At 49.3% G+C, this 16,930-nt stretch carries 21 protein-coding genes and 1 other RNA gene; 21 read left to right on the plus strand and 1 reads right to left on the minus strand.

The annotated features are described in order from the left end of the window. Nucleotides 1-17 precede the first annotated feature (17 nt). From ligA to AYI87_RS06805, 5 genes are all read left to right on the plus strand, one after another. Nucleotides 18-2,027, plus strand: coding sequence for an NAD-dependent DNA ligase LigA (gene ligA, locus AYI87_RS06785; RefSeq protein ID WP_144200675.1), 2,010 nt, complete (start codon nt 18-20; stop codon nt 2,025-2,027). A 161-nt stretch (nt 2,028-2,188) separates the two neighbouring features. After that, a complete protein-coding gene (locus tag AYI87_RS06790) occupies nt 2,189-2,659 on the plus strand; it encodes a DUF2919 domain-containing protein (RefSeq protein WP_011866173.1) in 471 nt (156 codons plus the stop codon). A gap of 499 nt (nt 2,660-3,158) precedes the next feature. Continuing rightward, nucleotides 3,159-4,367: an HD-GYP domain-containing protein gene (locus AYI87_RS06795; protein WP_409928965.1), complete on the plus strand. Its 1,209-nt coding sequence runs from the start codon at nt 3,159-3,161 to the stop codon at nt 4,365-4,367. 63 nt (nt 4,368-4,430) lie between these two features. Next, nucleotides 4,431-5,330 (plus strand): SDR family oxidoreductase, encoded by a 900-nt coding sequence (locus tag AYI87_RS06800; RefSeq protein ID WP_144200679.1) that lies wholly within the window; start codon nt 4,431-4,433, stop codon nt 5,328-5,330. A 194-nt stretch (nt 5,331-5,524) separates the two neighbouring features. Beyond that, nucleotides 5,525-6,157, plus strand: coding sequence for a thiol:disulfide interchange protein DsbA/DsbL (locus tag AYI87_RS06805; protein WP_144200681.1), 633 nt, complete (start codon nt 5,525-5,527; stop codon nt 6,155-6,157). 293 nt (nt 6,158-6,450) lie between these two features. Here AYI87_RS06805 and AYI87_RS06810 read toward each other — a convergent pair whose 3' ends face one another. After that, nucleotides 6,451-7,173, minus strand: a complete 723-nt coding sequence (locus tag AYI87_RS06810) for a S24 family peptidase (RefSeq protein WP_222116770.1) — start codon at nt 7,171-7,173, stop codon at nt 6,451-6,453. Nucleotides 7,174-7,609: 436 nt separating this feature from the next. Here AYI87_RS06810 and AYI87_RS06820 point away from each other — a divergent pair, with 436 nt between their 5' ends. The 16 genes from AYI87_RS06820 to AYI87_RS06895 all read left to right on the plus strand — a co-directional run bounded on the left by AYI87_RS06820 (nt 7,610) and on the right by AYI87_RS06895 (nt 16,877). Further along, on the plus strand, nt 7,610-9,835 hold the full coding sequence (locus AYI87_RS06820) for a DNA-binding protein (protein WP_144200687.1): 2,226 nt from the start codon (nt 7,610-7,612) through the stop codon (nt 9,833-9,835). Between the two features lie 70 nt (nt 9,836-9,905). Next, nucleotides 9,906-10,634 (plus strand): AAA family ATPase, encoded by a 729-nt coding sequence (locus AYI87_RS06825; RefSeq protein WP_144200689.1) that lies wholly within the window; start codon nt 9,906-9,908, stop codon nt 10,632-10,634. A 39-nt stretch (nt 10,635-10,673) separates the two neighbouring features. Continuing rightward, on the plus strand, nt 10,674-11,249 hold the full coding sequence (locus AYI87_RS06830) for a hypothetical protein (protein ID WP_144200691.1): 576 nt from the start codon (nt 10,674-10,676) through the stop codon (nt 11,247-11,249). Next, a complete protein-coding gene (locus tag AYI87_RS06835; RefSeq protein ID WP_144200693.1) occupies nt 11,239-11,784 on the plus strand; it encodes a transcriptional regulator in 546 nt (181 codons plus the stop codon). Before AYI87_RS06830 ends, AYI87_RS06835 begins: the two co-directional genes overlap by 11 nt. Continuing rightward, the gene (locus AYI87_RS06840; protein ID WP_313955030.1) at nt 11,774-11,980 is read left to right on the plus strand and encodes a hypothetical protein; all 207 of its coding nucleotides are present in this window, start codon (nt 11,774-11,776) and stop codon (nt 11,978-11,980) included. The genes AYI87_RS06835 and AYI87_RS06840 overlap by 11 nt, the downstream gene beginning before the upstream one ends. 5 nt (nt 11,981-11,985) lie before the next feature. Continuing rightward, nucleotides 11,986-12,264 carry a hypothetical protein gene (locus AYI87_RS06845; protein ID WP_144200697.1) on the plus strand — a complete coding sequence of 93 codons (279 nt, stop codon included), beginning with the start codon at nt 11,986-11,988 and terminating at the stop codon, nt 12,262-12,264. A 17-nt stretch (nt 12,265-12,281) separates the two neighbouring features. Then, nucleotides 12,282-12,902 carry a DUF3164 family protein gene (locus AYI87_RS06850; RefSeq protein WP_144200699.1) on the plus strand — a complete coding sequence of 207 codons (621 nt, stop codon included), beginning with the start codon at nt 12,282-12,284 and terminating at the stop codon, nt 12,900-12,902. 36 nt (nt 12,903-12,938) lie between these two features. Further along, on the plus strand, nt 12,939-13,172 hold the full coding sequence (locus tag AYI87_RS06855; protein WP_186300570.1) for an ANR family transcriptional regulator: 234 nt from the start codon (nt 12,939-12,941) through the stop codon (nt 13,170-13,172). Beyond that, nucleotides 13,172-13,621 carry a hypothetical protein gene (locus tag AYI87_RS06860; RefSeq protein ID WP_144200703.1) on the plus strand — a complete coding sequence of 150 codons (450 nt, stop codon included), beginning with the start codon at nt 13,172-13,174 and terminating at the stop codon, nt 13,619-13,621. The genes AYI87_RS06855 and AYI87_RS06860 overlap by 1 nt, the downstream gene beginning before the upstream one ends. A gap of 2 nt (nt 13,622-13,623) precedes the next feature. After that, nucleotides 13,624-13,694, plus strand: an RNA gene (locus AYI87_RS06865) — hammerhead ribozyme type II. Between the two features lie 7 nt (nt 13,695-13,701). Continuing rightward, on the plus strand, nt 13,702-13,944 hold the full coding sequence (locus AYI87_RS06870) for a hypothetical protein (protein WP_144200705.1): 243 nt from the start codon (nt 13,702-13,704) through the stop codon (nt 13,942-13,944). Between the two features lie 155 nt (nt 13,945-14,099). Then, nucleotides 14,100-14,729, plus strand: a complete 630-nt coding sequence (locus tag AYI87_RS06875) for a gp16 family protein (RefSeq protein ID WP_144200707.1) — start codon at nt 14,100-14,102, stop codon at nt 14,727-14,729. After that, the gene (locus tag AYI87_RS06880) at nt 14,726-15,235 is read left to right on the plus strand and encodes a hypothetical protein (RefSeq protein ID WP_144200709.1); all 510 of its coding nucleotides are present in this window, start codon (nt 14,726-14,728) and stop codon (nt 15,233-15,235) included. Before AYI87_RS06875 ends, AYI87_RS06880 begins: the two co-directional genes overlap by 4 nt. A gap of 55 nt (nt 15,236-15,290) precedes the next feature. After that, the gene (locus AYI87_RS06885) at nt 15,291-15,740 is read left to right on the plus strand and encodes a Mor transcription activator family protein (RefSeq protein ID WP_144200711.1); all 450 of its coding nucleotides are present in this window, start codon (nt 15,291-15,293) and stop codon (nt 15,738-15,740) included. Between the two features lie 131 nt (nt 15,741-15,871). Next, the gene (locus AYI87_RS06890) at nt 15,872-16,249 is read left to right on the plus strand and encodes a hypothetical protein (RefSeq protein ID WP_144200713.1); all 378 of its coding nucleotides are present in this window, start codon (nt 15,872-15,874) and stop codon (nt 16,247-16,249) included. Between the two features lie 10 nt (nt 16,250-16,259). Beyond that, a complete protein-coding gene (locus tag AYI87_RS06895) occupies nt 16,260-16,877 on the plus strand; it encodes a hypothetical protein (protein WP_144200715.1) in 618 nt (205 codons plus the stop codon). Nucleotides 16,878-16,930: the final 53 nt, after the last annotated feature.

The raw sequence follows: 16,930 nt of genomic DNA on the forward strand, positions 1-16,930 counted from the left end.
AAACTGGATAAGAAATCATGCAAGCCATACAAGACGAGATTAAACAGTTAACCGACGAGCTTAATCAGCACAACTATCGCTACTATGTCGATGACGCGCCCTCAATTCCCGACGCCGAATATGACCGTCTGATGCGTCGCCTGCAGGAGCTGGAGGCCGAGCATCCCGAGCTGGCGCTGGCCGACTCGCCAACCCAGAGAGTCGGCGGCGAGGCCCTGAGCAAGTTTAATCAGGTGACTCACCTCAAGCCCATGTTGAGCCTGGATAACGTCTTTAGCGAAGAGGAGTTCAACGCCTTCTATAAGCGTGTCGGCGATAAGCTGCCGGAGGCGCCGGCATTTTGCTGTGAGCCTAAACTCGATGGTTTGGCGGTGAGTATCCTCTATCGCGATGGCGTGTTTGAGCGCGCCGCCACCCGCGGTGATGGCACCGTCGGTGAAGACATCACCGAGAACGTACGCACCATCAAATCTGTGCCATTGAGACTCAGAGGCAGCGGTTTCCCGCCACTACTCGAGGTGCGCGGCGAAGTCTTTATGCCTAAGGCGGCCTTCGAGGCGGTCAACGACAAGGCCCGCGCCAAGGGCGAGAAGCTCTTCGTCAATCCGCGTAATGCCGCCGCCGGTAGCCTGCGTCAGTTAGATAGCAAGATCACCGCCAGTCGCTCCTTGGCATTCTATGCCTACGCTCTGGGCGTGGTGGAGCCGGAAACCTGGCCGCTGGCAGCTAGTCATTTCGAACAGTTGATGCAGCTTAAAGAGTGGGGCTGTCCGGTGAGCAGTGAAGTCAAGGTATGTGCGGATATCCCGACCGTGCTGGCCTATTATCAGGATATACTGACCCGTCGTAGCGAGCTGGCCTATGAGATAGACGGCGTGGTGCTTAAGGTGAATGATATCGCCCAGCAGCAGACTCTTGGTTTCGTGGCTAAGGCGCCTCGCTGGGCCACCGCCTATAAGTTTCCGGCCCAGGAGGAGATCACCCTGCTCGAAGGGGTAGACTTCCAGGTGGGCCGTACCGGCGCCGTGACCCCGGTTGCGCGCCTGCAACCTGTCTTTGTCGGCGGGGTTACCGTCTCCAACGCCACCTTGCATAACGCCGATGAGATCGCCCGTCTCGGGGTGATGATAGGCGATAGCGTGATCATCCGCCGCGCCGGTGACGTGATCCCTCAGGTCGTTGCCGTGGTGCCCGAGAAGCGCCCGAGCGATGCCCAGCCGATTCAGTTTCCGCCGCAATGCCCCGTGTGTGGCAGCGACGTGGAGCGCGTCGAGGGTGAAGCGGTTGCCCGTTGTACCGGCGGCCTTTACTGTGAGGCCCAGCGTAAGGAGGCGATCAAGCACTTCGCCTCTCGCAAGGCGTTAGATATCGATGGCATGGGCGATAAGGTGGTGGACCAGCTGATCGATAAGGAGCTGGTGGCCAGCCCTGCGGATCTCTTCAAGCTTACCGCCTCGGCGATCACTATGCTGGATCGTATGGGGATGAAGTCGGCTACCAATCTGGTCAATGCCCTGGAAGCGGCCAAGCAAACCACCTTTGCCCGTTTCCTCTATTCGCTGGGGATCAGGGAGGTGGGTGAAGCCACCGCCGCCAACCTGGCTAACTATTTCAAGACTCTTGAGCATCTCAAGCAGGCGGACGCCGAGACCTTTATGAAGGTTGACGATGTGGGGGTGATTGTCGCCCAGCATCTGGTGCACTTCTTCGAGCAGCCCCATAACCTTGAGGTGATAGACGGCCTGCTGCAGGCCGGTGTGCATTGGCCCGACATCGAAGAGGTTGCTGAAGAGGCGCTCTCCCTGAAGGGGCAGACCTGGGTATTAACCGGCACCCTGACGCAACTCAACCGCAACGATGCCAAGGCTAAGCTGCAGGCATTAGGTGCCAAGGTGGCAGGCAGCGTCTCGAAAAATACCGATTGCTTGGTTGCTGGAGAGGCTGCTGGCTCAAAGTTGACCAAGGCGCAGGAGCTTGGGGTGAAGGTGATCGATGAGGCCGAGCTCTTGGCAATCCTAGGCTCTTAAATTGGCTGTGTGAATTAGCCGACTAAATTAGGTCGAAGTTAAACGAGAGCGTCATCGAGAGATGGCGCTTTTTTTATCGTTCACCGCCACCAATTGTTATCAGATGTTGAAATCCGCGACATCATCACCATATAGAGAGAAACGGGGGAGGGAGAACACTATTGAATTTTGGACATATTAATTGGTTAGACGATAAGGGACACTTTAAGCCGCCGCTTATGTTGTACCTGATGCTGGCCTTTATCGCCCGGGGATGGTGCGTGTTTATCGCCTCCCTGACTCAGGCCAGCGATCGAGCCGGTTTGGTCGCCCTCATCTATCCGCAAAAGTCTGACTTTCTGATGGCCTTGGCCGCAGGCGTCGGTGGCTTATTTCTCTATGGATTAGTGATCGCCGAGCGTAAACGCGCTCCACTCTGGTTAAGACCCGCCTTTAATCAACTTAAACCTCTGCTGATCGCGCTTTTGATGGTAGATGCTGGCCTTTTGTTGCAGCGCCTGATTCATAACCATTTTCTCTATAGCTGGAGCTTTGGCCTGGACGCGCTGTTTCTCTTCTGGAGCCTGCTCTATATTGCCAAGTCGAAGCACCTTAAATACTACCTGCAGGATTGGCGCAATCAGACGGATTAGTGAGTCCCGGCCAAAAAAAAGCGCTGCAAGATGCAGCGCTAAGCATATCTCTATTGAATGAAAATTCAGTCTCAAGATATCGGAATGTTACAAAATACCTTATAAATCAATGTGAAAAACAACAAATTCACAGGACTTATATTAAGGACAATTGACAGCAACACTCTTTAAAGAAACATAATCCGGGGTTGCTACGTATCTCTAAAGAACAGAAGCATACTAACATCAATTGAATATTGTATACAATAAATAATTTCAATCTTAGTTTAGATTTTTTGCATATCTTATAACCAGCAGCTAATTGTCTCTCGGTGCACTTTGGCGTCAATCTGTGCGTAAGTGGTCAATTTAATGACAGATTGTACAAATTGAGTTGCTATTGACTATAGTTATGTTATTAAAGTTAGGTTGCTTTTCATATTCTTAGGGGATCGTCCCGCATCCAGATCTGGAGCAGGGGACCCAATGGGTATGGGGAAAATCAATGGAGTTGCTTCGAGTGGCCAGAACTGAGCCGATACAATTACCCCTGTCTAAGTTACAAACAGGTATCACTGTTAAGTTACCCTTGTCTTGGAAAAACCATCCGTTCCTTTTTAACCGCATCAAGATTGAAGAAGAGGCGCAGATAGAGCTGATCAAGAGTCTTGGCGTGCCCTATGTTCTGTTGGTGTCGGGCGAAGAACTGTTGGAAGAGGAGAATGATGAGGGGGACGAGCAGGCTGAAAAGGCAGAAGAGGTGGTGGATCCCATCATAGAAGCCAAACGCAATGTGCGTAAATCCCTGCGTCTGAGTCAGAAACGCTTCATCGATTGTGTCAACGAGTGCCGCTCGACCTTTAGCAAGATAGCCAGCGATCCCGAGGGCGCCTATCGTGAGGCCGCCTCGCTGGTGGAGTCGCTCATCGAGCATATGTTTGAGTATGAGCAGACCCACCTGGCGTTAGTGACCGCAGGTGAGAGTGACAATAGCGTCACCCAACACGGCATCTCGGTGGCGGTATTGGCGCTGATGATCGCCAGGGCCATGGAGCTGCCAAAATCGGATATGCGCGACATAGCGCTGGGCTGTCTGTTCCACGACATAGGAAAGCTCAAGGTACCCGAGTCTATCCGGCGCAAGAAGACACCGTTAACGGCCTCCGAAGCCAATTTCCTCAAGATGCACCCCAACTTTGGCTACGAGATGCTCAACAAGACGGGCCTGTTTAATAAGGCGGTGCTCAGTATTGTCTTGCATCATCACGAGTTTATCGATGGCTCTGGTTTTCCCGACGGCCTGACAGAGAAGAAGATCCCCATCATCACCCAGCTGGTGAGCCTGGCGAACGATTATGACGGTCAGCTGTGGGCCGAAGAGAGTCGCTCGCCTCAGATAGCCCTGGGTTATCTGTTTAAGAACCATGCGGGGAAACATTCGGAGACGCTGATCGCCGTGTTGGTTAAATTGCTGGGGATCTATCCGCCGGGCACTCTGGTGCGTCTCAGCGATGGCGATGTCGGCAAGGTGATGGTCACCACTCAATCGGTGAAACAGCCTCAGGTGTGGGCCTGTCATCCCGACGGCAGCGAGCCGGGCCTGCGTTTCCTCAGTCAGGAGGAGGTGTTTGTCGATAGTGTGCTTAAGCTTGAAGAATTAACCGAAGGTGCAATGCGCGTGTTACAGGCCGACAGTGGAATTAGTTTTTATTTTGCTGGCACCCCCTAGTCCCCTTGCGTTATTTTAGAAGTCTGGTTTCAAGTCAAAATATTTTAATTTAGAGCATTCAAGATGATAACTTCTGTTGCCGTCGTCGGCTGCGGCTGGTTTGGTCTGCCTTTGGCCAAGGAGTTAGTGAGCCAAGGATTAAAGGTCACGGGCTCCAAACGCTCGCCACAGGAGGCCGAGGCCTTATCAGCCGATGGAATCGCAGGCTTTGCGCTGGATTTAGAAGCACTCGAGAGTGAGGGTTTGTCCTCTCAGACCCGTGAAGCGATAACCCAAGGCCTCGCTTGCGATGCCATAGTGATCAACATTCCCCCCGGACTTCGCCGTGGGGATAACGGCTATCTGGATCGCCTCAAGCGCCTCAAGGTGTTAATGGGCACCCACGAATATCAGCGCATCATTTTTATCAGCACGTCTGGTGTCTATCCTGCCGGTGGCGACCGTTCAGGCAGTGGCTGCGTCGAGAACGATGCTAAGGCCCACAGCCCGGCGAGTGAGACCTTGCTGGCCGCCGAGGTACTCTTCTCTGGTGCTAACTCCGCAGGTGGCGTGTTTAACAATCACTCTGCTGGTAGCGAGTCTAACAATAACTGCGTCGTCGTGCGTTTCGCCGGCCTCATAGGTCCCAAAAGGCATCCAGGGCGATTCCTGGCGGGAAGAGAGAATGTGCCTGGTGGTAACCTGGCGGTGAATATGGTGCATCTCGATGATTGTATTGGTGCCGTGACCTCGCTGCTGAAAGCTGAGGGGCCTTTATCGCCAGCCTATAATCTCTGCGCGCCGCTGCATCCCACCAAGGCGGAATTTTATCAAAAGGCGGCGACTCAGTTGGGGCTCACGCCGCCAAGCTTTATAGAGGGAGACTTAGCTGAAGATAAACGCGTCGATGGAGGCCTTATCACCCGGGAGCTAAACTATCAGTATAAGTTTACCGATCCCTTAGTTATGCTGGCCCATTGCTAGGCTAATGCTTGTGAAAGCCAGTGTTTGTGAAGCCTAATGTTCCTGAAGATTAGCGTCCAAAAGGCCGAAGCGTATTTGATTGAATTTATGAGTCCAGGCCCTGGTAAGAGAAGATGGTAAGAGAAGATTGCAAGATAAATAGCCTCAGCTAAGCCTGGGGAGCAAACATTTTTCAATAATAAGAAGAGTTGGTTATGAAAAGAGTCGTGAATCTATGTCGTTATGTGAGTCTGTTATTTATCGCCCTGGCCGCCTTTCAGGTTAGCGCTCAGGCTAAGTATGTCGAAGGGGTCGATTATGTGAAGGTGGCGGGGATCCCTGAGGTGAATCAGCCTGTGGTGCGCGAGTTCTTCTCCTATAACTGCCCCCACTGTTATCGTCAGGATGGCTTGATCACCTCGGCCGTGGCCAAGTTAAAGGCCGATTTGGGTGATAAGCTGGCATTTGAGCGCACACCGGTGGCGGGCGGCCGCGCGGCCTGGCAGCTGAGCCAGGAAGCCTACTACCTAGCGAAGAAGTTCCATGTGACCGAACAGACCCATGGCAATCTGTTTAAGCGGATCCATGAGGGTAACGGCGCCTTTAAGCGTCAGGAGGAGCTGAGTCAGTTTTTCGTCGAGCAGGGCCTGTCTAAGGCAGAGGTCGACAAGGCGCTAGCGTCGGTAGATAACAAGTTGGCGATCGCCGACTATGATACTCAGGCGCAATTATCTGGGATCCGCGGGGTGCCTTCGTTGCTGGTGAACGGTAAATATCTGGTGAGCAATAAGCAGCGCAGCGCCGATGAGTTGGCCGATCTGCTTGCCTATCTTTCGACTCTGAAATAGGTCACTCTTCTCATTAGTGAGGCCTCTCAACAGGGAAGCCTCTCTATCCCATCAGCCGCCACTTGGCGGCTTTTGTAACCAGTCGTTAGGTATTGAATATTGATGATCAAACCGAGAATAGACGAGATCAGATAAAATTTGCTGAGAAATTCAGGCTGGGCGCGGGTTTGCGATTTTGGGAAGAGAGATAAAGTCAAAAATCATAAAATCGTTAGATTTTGAAAATTCCCCGCACCTTTACTTGAGAAGTCGCTTAGTTTTGAAAATGTGAATGGGCCTGCATGACCCATTCGTTAATAAAGATCTTTTCCTATCCAGATTACCTTACCGATGATGTTCAGTTGGCTGATTTCATCTGCCTTTACTATCTGATCTTCATACTCTTTGTTATCGCTAATTAGCCTGATATCGCCATCAAAGCGTTTTTGCAGGCGCTTGGCGTAGAGTTCGTCACCAAAACGCAAGACGAAGATGGAACCATCAGTTAGTTTAGTGTCCGCAGTATTTACTAAAAGCGAGTTGTTGCTATGAATGGTTGGCTCCATAGAGTCACCGTGAGCGAACACAACTGCTAGCTTATCGGGTGAAAGCCCACGGAAATTTAACCACTTCTTTCTAAATGCAAGGTGGCGCTTTACTTGCTCACCACGGTTGAGTTCGCCATGACCAGTACTCGCGCTAATGTGATAGCCGGGGATTAGGGCAAACTCCTCAGTGAATTCGTCGCAACGGACGACAACAGGCTCTAATGACACTTGTTTGTGATCTTCACCTGGATGTTTAGGGCCTTCACCTGTCACCAGCCAGTTCAGAAGAACGCCTGACTCTTCAGCTATTTTAACAGTAACACTCAGTTTAGGATCTTCGCCCTTTAAAATTCTACGCAAAGTCCCCTCTGAAACATCTATTTTTGACGCAAACAACCTGATGCTATGAGGTTTTATTGCCTCGTCAACTCTTTCTGCAATGGATCCGGTTCCCTTTTGGGACAACGGATCATTGATCTTATTAGTCATACGTAGATCCATTTGAATTTATTGTTAATAAAATCAATGCCTTGAAATTTGGTTCTAAATGGGTGCGTAAAAAACGGTATCGGATCGCGTAAAAAACGTTGCACTGCGTAATAAACGGATCTATCATGCTCAATAAGTTACGCAGTGCGTAACTTATAGCGTACCCAAAAAGTGTTCGTGGTGCGTAACTTTTTATAGTAACACGAGTATTTATCTATGCAGATAGAAAAAGCAAATCATATTCATGCGGCTCTTCTTTTAAAGGGGATGAGCTGCAGATCGTGGGCTATTTCTCATGGGTACAACCCAAGGACTGTTCAAAAATGCATTCAGTGGTTTGCTCCAAATACAGGAAGGAAACCTAAGCGCAAGCTCGCTAACTCAATTATGAATGACCTATCTGAGACTCTTGGTGTGCAGCTAGTGGAGACTCGTAATGAAGGCTAAATTGTGGTTTACAGCGAAAGAAATTGCTGATCTTCCTCATACTCCGAATAACGATAGAAATGTCAGGATTAAGGCAGAAAAGGAAGCATGGGAAAAGCAGAAACGTTCTAAAGGCAAAGGCTTTGAATACCACATCGATAGCTTACCCATCGAAACCCAAGCCTATCTTCGAGCTCAATTGGTAGAGCAAAGTACCTCCACTGCAGTTGTTGCCGCCAAGTCGGCGATAAAACAGGTTGAAGCAGAACAGCGCAAGACTCGTAGTCAACGGATCACCACTAAAGCCGACGGCATGGCGCAGTTCATGTGTTTAAGTGAAGCTAAGCAGGCTAAAGCTAAAGCGCGTGAATCAGTAGTGGTCGCCTATGAAGAGTTCATCGGTCCTTATGCTGATGCGGGCAATAAAACCGATGGTAATAATGCTTTTATTCGGGCTTTTAACACCAGTTTAATTCTGACTGACATGCATGTTCGTCAATACATTAAACAGCTGGGAAAAACATCGGTTTACTACTGGGCCAAAGCCTATCATGAGCAAGGGATTATCGGCTTAGTTGATCAGTACAAGGCCGTTAAACAGTCAAAAATAGACGAACAGCCTCGCCTCAATGAGTTTTTAACTGCTCTGATCACCAAAAAGCCACACCTGCTCAAACAGGCCAATAAGGTTCGCGATTTGGCACTGGTGCGTGCAGCTGATTATGGTTGGGAACTGCCGTCAATCAGCTCGTTTAAACGCTGGTTAACACAGTATGCGGTTAAGTTTGAGGTTGAGCATGCCTTTACCACTAATCCAACGCAGTACACAGATAAATACCGCCCGCTGTTTGCGCGTATGTATCCGCATATTGATGGGCCTAATCAGGTGTGGGAGTTCGACTCTACGCCAACGGATGTAGAGCTAAACGTCAACGGTAAGCTCAAGCGTCACAGTATCGTTGCAGTGATCGATGCTTTTACCCGTCGTGTACAGTTGATTGTGGCCCCCACTTCTAACAGTGAGGCTATCTGCCTGTTGCTGCGTAAAACCCTGCTGGAGTGGGGGTTGCCAGAAGAGGGCGCGATTATGCGTACCGACAACGGTAGCGACTATGTGTCCAATCGTACAACCACCATTTTTAACCTGCTGGATTTAGACATATCTAAAGCCAACGCTTTTAGCGGCTGGGAAAAGCCCTTTATTGAGCGTTTTTTCGGCACCATGAGTCGGGTGTTAATGGAAAAAATGCCTGGCTATATAGGCCATAGCATCAGCGATCGCCAGCAAATCGAAGCCATGTATAACTTCGCCAAGCGCATAGGTGAGGGCAAGAAGCAGGCTGAGGCTGAGCGCCTGAGTCTGGCATTAACCCCAGAGCAGTTGCAGCAGGCGCTGAACGATTACCTTGAGTTCGACTATAACCATGTACCACACGATAAAACGGGCAAAACCCCGTTTGAACTCTATGCCAGTTCAGGTTATCGCAAGCGCACGATTGTAAATACACATACCCTCGATCATCTACTCAATTTTATCGGTACCGCCAAAGTGGTTCGCGGTAGCGTCAAGGCTGATGGGGTGCAATACACAGCGCCCGAGCTGATGGAGGCAGCCTGGCAGCGTCAAACCGTGCGGGTGTTTATCGACCCCTGCGATATCGGCCGCGCGACGCTGTATCCCATTGATGCCTGGGATACCTATGTTGACGCAGTCAACATGGACTTGGTCAATCGAGGCATTGCACCTACCGAGTTTCGTGAGCGCCGTAAACAGACCCAGAAAGAGCTTGCTGCATTTCGCAAGTCGGCCAAGCGCCTGCAGGAAGAGTTTGGCATTGATTCTCTGTACGCCGATGAGTTGGCTCAGAAAAAGTTACAGCGCGCCAGCCTCAGTTATCTCGAACGTACTGCCGGGCACAACAATAGCGCTATAGCTGGGCTGGAGGCCGCGACAGGCGATAAGCAGCATCAATTGAGCGAGGTTGAGTTAGCCGCTATCGAGCGTCAGCGTGAAGCCCTTGCCAAGCGCAAAGAAGCGATGGCAGGTCAAGAGTCGCGCATCGTGCGTAGCGACCATGAAAAAGCCGTACTCCTTACCGAAAGTTCACTCCTTAGAGCGTTAACCGAAAAAGAGCTGGAGTGGCTTAAGAAGTACCGCCTAAACAACGTATTGCAGCGTAATAGATTGGACAGAATTTTGAAAAAAGCTGAGCAGCCACACCGCCAAGTGAAATAGCTGCCCAGCTTTCAAACCCAAGGCTAACAGGCCTTATTAACAACACCTAGTAAACCAAAGGAATGTCATTATGAAGCGTAAAACAGTAGAAGTAAAAAATGTCCTACGAACCTTAGACATGTTTGCTAATTTGCAGAGCCGTAGCGATATCACACCAGGTATTGGTTTGATTCACGGTGCGAGCGGATTTGGTAAAACCACCACAGTCACTTACATGGTGAACCAGCTCACCAACATGGGAAGCTTACCCGCATTTGTTCGTTGTTGTGCAACCGATACTCCTAGCAGCTTCTTAGCCAGAGTGACTAAGGAGCTGGGCAGCGAGCCTATATTTCCGCTACGTAAGTCGCTCGACTACATCATCAACACCATGAACGAGCAGCAAATAGCACTGTTTGTTGATGAGGCAGATCATATTGTTGGTCAGTCTAAAACGATGGAAACCATTCGCGATATTTATGACGCCACCGAGCTGCCAGTTGTGCTGGTTGGTATGGAGGAGATAGCCCGTCGCATCAGCCACCGTAAACAACTGTTCAACCGTATTAGCGAGTGGGTGGAATTTCTGCCAGCGGATATCGAAGACGTTAATTTGTTTGCCACTGAGCTGTTTGAAAACGATATCGAGGTCGGTGAAGACATGCTTGATTACATACGTCAACGCAGCGGTGGAGAGGTGCGCCGAACGCTCATTGCACTCGACAAAATTGAACGCTTCGCTCTATCTAACGACCTCGACTATGTCGATCGAGAGGTATGGGGTGACGGTCAGTTATTCCTTAATCATAGCCGTCGTTAATATTCGTTTGTGCGCTACTTAGAATTATAAGGATAACCTATGAAAAGCCCTGTCACCCAAGGTTCTATAAGGCATCAAGCTTGGGGGTTGATGTGCAGTAGGCAAACATTTTGCTGTAAAGAAATTGCGCAAGTTTTAAATATCAATACTCATAAAATTGTGGGTTTTACCCGCACATTAGTTCGAAATCAAGCCATTGAGGTTGTTGATAAGCGGAACAAATATCAAGGCACGCTTTATCGAGTGTGTATCGCGCGTAGCGCGTTGAAATTACCGTTGCCTATGGCCCATCGCCGAAAGGATCGACGGGTAAAAAACGGTACTCGGTCACAGCAAGTATGGAACACCATCAGGATTCACCGGACCTTTAATGTCGAGCTGTTACAAACGACCACTGATGCTTCATTGGCGTTAATTCACAGCTACCTGTGGCATTTAGAGCAAAGTGGTGTGATCCGAAAGCAGGGACGGTTTCTAAACCCTAATGGCTATTCATGCGTGAAATACATTCTCGTTAAAGATTTAGGTCGCCTGTACCCCACGACACAACCTAAGGGAGTGTGGGATCAAAATAGTCAAACCTTCTACCCATTCAAGGAGCTGAATGATGAGTAAGTGGCAGCAGATACTGGCAGAAAAAGCTAAGGAACAGGGGCAAAAGCGTGTAGCCAATACGCTTGGTGTATCAAAAACCGTGATTAGTCAGCTGATTAATCAGTGCTACCCAGGTGATATGCAGCGTATGCAAAAACTGGTGGAAGGAGCTTACATGCATAGCACTGTGATCTGCCCAATTATGGGGGAGATACCTTTGCATCAATGCGATAAGCACCAAAACAACACTGTAACTAGCAACCCCATTAAGTTGCGTATCTATCGGGCGTGTCGAGGTGGTTGCCCTCATTCAACACAGCCTGAAATACAGCAGTTCAAGCGTATAGCCATTAATAGTGACTACTCATCCAATAACGCTCCTAAGCGATACAGCGCTGATGCTGTTTTTAATCGCCTTGAGCGTCAATCACAAAGTGATGGTGGGGGGCTAAGTCAGCTTTGCTCTTTATTAAAGGACGAATTACAGGCGCTAGGGCTGAGATACAACAAGCTGCTGCGACAGCAAGCAAATGGGAGTGATGAAAATGGCCAATAACATAAATGTTGTTAGTGCCCTTCGCCTGCGCGGTATGAAGGTGCTGAGTCGTAAAAACAAGGTGATACATATCGACCGCCCAACCAAAGAGCTTAAGGCCATGGCGGTAGACATCATCGAGAACATTAAAGGGATTCGCCGTCGCTCTGGCGCGGTGCAATTTCATGGCGTCACCGTGCGCTGGAATGAGGAGTAAATTCGATGGCAAAACTCATTATAGAAATCAACGACGCAGATGCAGGCAATGTCGGTGTGTTTGAAGTCAACATGAAGACTGAGGTGGCGGCTGAAGATAAGCGCACCTTGTCAGATGCGGTTGTTGCAACGCTGGCGAAGAGCATGAAGTCGGTTGTACCTGAAATCACCAAAACCATCGTAGAGCGAGCAGGTGATCGCCAGGTTGTAAACACCGAAGTCGTGCAAGGGCAATCTTTGGCTGAGGCCTTAGCCAAACATAAAGCATCAAGAAAAATGCATTAATTGAGGGTGAACTGAATATGAATAATCAAACAAACGCTATTCCTGCTGGTTATCGTCGTAACGCCATCGGTGATCTGGTGGCAGAAGAACGCATTAAGCCGGTGGACAAGTTGCGAGACGAAGTGGTGGGTAATGTCGTCACTAAGGCCAAAGCGCTTCGTCAGGCCATGCTGGATTTTAAGTTGGCCACCATGGGAGAGATCTCAGACTTCGTCGAGTTGTCAGCCAGTGAGTATGGGGCCAAGTATGGCGGTAAAAAAGGCAATGTGGCACTGACTAGTTTCGATGGTCAGTACCAGGTGCGCCGCGCAGTGGGCGAGCATCGCGTTTTTGATGAACGTATCCAAACCGCTAAGACCCTAATCGATGAGTGCATCCACTCCTGGTCGGGTGGGGCAGATACTCGCCTAATGGCTATGGTCGAGCATGCGTTTCGCGTCGACCAGCAGGGTCGCATTAACGTCAATCAGGTGCTCAGTTTACGACAGCTCGACATCGATGATGACAACTGGAAGCAAGCCATGGACGCCATTGCTGATGCCATTCAGATCACTGGTACCAGTGAATACTTGCGCCTGTATGAGCGCCAGCCCAATGGCAAGTACGTCCAAATCTCAATGGATATCAGCAGCCTTTAATCGCAAGTTCAACATAGTTTTAAGGGGAATTAAATCGTGTTTAAGACCAATGCTTTTAAAGAGAATCACCGCTACCAGGAACCGGCTGCAAAAGCGGCAGAGTTGGAACGTGAGGGGAGCTACACACAAGCGGCTGAGTTTTGGAATGTGGCGCGTCAGAACGCCAATACCTTTGAAAATCAAGCCTGGGCCAGACTCAGGGAGGATTTTTGCCGCAACTTTGGACGGCGCATTGAACTGGCTGGCAAACAAGCAATGAGGGCGGCGTAATGGCGATCAGCAAAGCACAATGGCAGCAGGTAGAGGATGAACTTGCAGGTAGTTGGGTTAATGTCGCCTTTCGCTATCAAGGGGTTGAATTATCAATACGCCGTGAGCGAAGGAGTGAGTCGACAACTGTGCTGTCGGTTTATCTCGATGGGGTGATCAAAGGTGCTTGGATGTGTCAGGTGAAAGACCTACCAGTCGATGCGCCGACTATTTTGCCCAAGGTCTGGGTTATTAAATCAATGGCGCGTTACAAGCGTAAGTCCATTGTAGATATTGAGAAAATTTGGGGTAAGCGCCGCGCTAAAAAAGAGTATCCAGATTTGCATAGCAGGATTGAGTACTTAGTGCCCTATTTTTCTAAAGCCTCAGTGCTCTGTCGCCAGTTTAAGAAATTAGAGGGACTGGAACTGACTAAGGCGCAATGTCTTCGCGAACCCGTGGTGAGTTGATTAAGCGAAACCACCGGCATTCGTGTCGGTTGGTCTGCCTGGTGTAGTGGCCGGCACTGATGAGCAGCTAAGGAGCGGTTATGGAATTTAGTGATAGTGAGTACGACAACGAACTATTAGAGCAAATCGCCAAGGAGTCGCCGACCTTTGCCGCTTTGGTAAGGGGGGAAGTTTTAGACTTTAAACGAGATTGTAATCGGAAGTGGAGAGCGAAGGATCATGAGGCTATCTGGTTGGGCTCTTTTGTAGATGGAATGCGTGAACTTACCCAGGTGCAGTTGGTGATCACCCAAGACAAGGATCTGTTGGTCGATGAAAACTAGAGCTCGCCAGACTAAGCGCCAAAGGGAATTGCTGCAGTACGTGATGGACTGGATAGCGCCGCCGCGTACTAGCTTGGATCGTAAACAGGAACTGGCCACAGACTGGTTAAATCAAAACTGCCCTAATTGGCTACAGAGTAAGAGGGGGAAACGCAATGCAAACTAACACGGCGACCAAGGTTAACGCTCACAAGAAGCGCTTGATCACCTTGATTAATATCGCCAAAGGTCAGCTGGGCCTGGATGATGAGGTCTATCGCCCCATGCTGAAAGCGGCCACGGGTAAAGACTCGTTAAGGGCCATGAACGTAGGAGAGCTGGAACAAGCGCTAGAAGCCTTCAAACAAAAAGGCTTTAAACCCGTGGCGAACAAACAGCATTCAGGTGCCAGTAAAACTGGCGTTAAACGCCGTTTAAGCCCCAAGGCAGGCAGTGCCAAGGTGGCACAAATCGACAAAATCCGCGCCATCTGGATCACCATGGGCCATCACCTGGTAATTCGAGATAGCAGCGAGTCGGCGCTCGATACCTATGTGCGCCGTATGACCTGCCGTAGCCAAAATCAAGGCGTTGATGCAGCTGCCTGGTTGACTGAACAACAAGCCGAGCGGGTACTGGAAAGCCTGAAAAACTGGCACAAGCGGGTGTTGGTTGAGCGCATCATCGCCCGTGGTGAGCGATTAAAGATGAACGACAAGAACACGCGGCCTGCAGGCTATGACGTGATCGTCGCTCAGTATGAGGGCTGTTCCCGTGAGGCTGCTTCTTGCGAGGAAAGTCGATGAAATTGAGTCGTTGTCCTGTATGTCACAGCAACCTACATCTTGATGCGCTGGTCAATGATGGTGCAGCCAGTGAGCTTTTGGCGTTAATAGCGCCGCTTGATGGTGGCTTAGGACGAGCGTTAGTCGCCTATATCGGCCTGTTTCGCCCTGCTAAAAGTGACCTCAGCTTTAGCCGGGCACTTAAGCTAGCTAACGAAACGCTGGCGCTCAGCAATAACCGCGACTGGTTAAGGGTGGCACTGTCGCAAACCGTGGCCTCATTGCGCGCCGCCAGAACCTCGGGGCAGCCGAGGCCGCTGACTAACCATAACTACCTTAAAAAGGTGCTGAGTAGTATTGATGAGCAGGCCGTGGTGGCCCCGGCCACCCCTGCAAAGGCCAAACCAACGCTGGAGATAAAGAGCACTGGTCATGTGGAAACTAAGGCCGAAAGTCAGGCTAAGTGGGAAGCTCAAATGGCCAAGTTGCGCCCAGGCAAAGCCATGGCACCGAAGGAGGCAGACTGATGGAACTATTTCAAATTGAGGCTATAGTGAGTATTAGCCTATGGAGGGGCAGAGCATGAGTAATATGAGAGGTCACGTGTCGCATGAAGCGCAGATGGATCTGATTCAAACCAGCCACCAGGAGCTAGAGCAAGCGCTTGAAACCCTGCAAAACCTGAAGCCTGATGAGCGAGAAGATTTTATCAAACGCTGGCCTTCGACGTTGCAAAGCCTTTGTGAACTGATGCGTGTCACCCTGGAAGGGCAGGACGTTAGTAATAGTGTGCAGATCAGCGAGGCCCTTGCCACTACGTTAAGTACTTATCTCGGTGGTCGTGATATCTATATCCCCAACGGTGATCGCCTCAAAGATGCCCTGCGTGATATTCGCATCTGGCGTGAGTTTAAAGGCAATAACCTAGAGCAGCTATCACGTGATTATGGTCTGACTGAACGCCGAGTGAGTCAGATCATTGCCGAGCAAAGGGCGGCGTTTGTGGCAAGAAAGCAGAGGCGACTGTTTTGAAACTTCCGTTTGATAAATGTTTAAAAGCCGCGACACATATCGCGGTTTTTTTGTTTTTACAGGGGAGAGGGATTTTAAAAATAGTCAATAAATTGTATGTTGGGGACAACAAAACAATGAAGGAATAACAAATGAAAATTAGTACAGGGATAGTATTGCTAACAGCGTTACTGACAGGCTCTTTAGTTGGATGTGCAACATCGCGAATGACCACAGGGGCTAACTTTAATGAACAGCTAGTGCCGCAAATCGTCAAGAACAAGACAACCAAACAAGAGTTAGTGGGGCTTATTGGCCAGCCTTTCAATAAAGCTATATTGACTTCCAACAGCGAAAAATGGACTTATTTTTATACTGATGTCACCTCAAAGGCTCAGAGCTTTGTCTTTTCAATGGATGTTCAAACAACTGGCATTAAAAAACAGTTAGAGGTGCTGTTAGAAAATGACATAGTTACCAATTACACCTATACCGAAGCACCACTTGGAAATCAGTTAACGACTAACTAAGTATTTTATTATGAGTGATACCTTAAATAGCGTTGATGACGTTGGTGGTCAATTAATCAGAAAGCGATATTTGTTTTTGATTTTAGTTTTATCAACCTCATTTTCTTTTTATCTTTTAGAAGCCATGTATATTGCTGGGCCTGAGTTTGTAACGTGGAATGTGTCAAGTTGGTTTGCGCTCTTTATAGTCAGGTTAGTTCCGAGGATCACTGAGGTTTCTTTTGGTGGATACCTACTGAAATTAGAGCGGGCGACGAAGGAAGCAGAAACGGCTTTAGAGCAGATTCGCCCTTTGATGAAGAGCATGTATAAGAGTTCTTTAACTCAGTTGGCGATATCACCAGTGATGGAACCGTCATTTAATGTGGTTGACAATAGGGCTAAGCCATTCTGGCAGTTGGTTGAGTCAATAAGAAGTGCAGAGCTAGAAAGTGAGTTAATCGACGACATAAAAGCAACTGCAACAGAAATCGCAATTAGACAGTTATTTTTGATTAACCAAGGGCGTTCTCAAGTATCTATAGGTTATAGAGAATTAATTGAACCTGAGAAGATTTATCCAGATGGGGCCATGGATACAGAACCTGTAAAAGCGTATGCCAACTTATACGAACTAATTCATTCTTAATCCCGAAACCTTTCCAATCCGGCGTAAACCCATAAGCCGAGACAATGACATTA

The sequence above is a fragment of the Shewanella sp. KCT genome (assembly GCF_007636505.1).
GTDB classification, from domain to species: Bacteria; Pseudomonadota; Gammaproteobacteria; order Enterobacterales; family Shewanellaceae; genus Shewanella; species Shewanella halotolerans.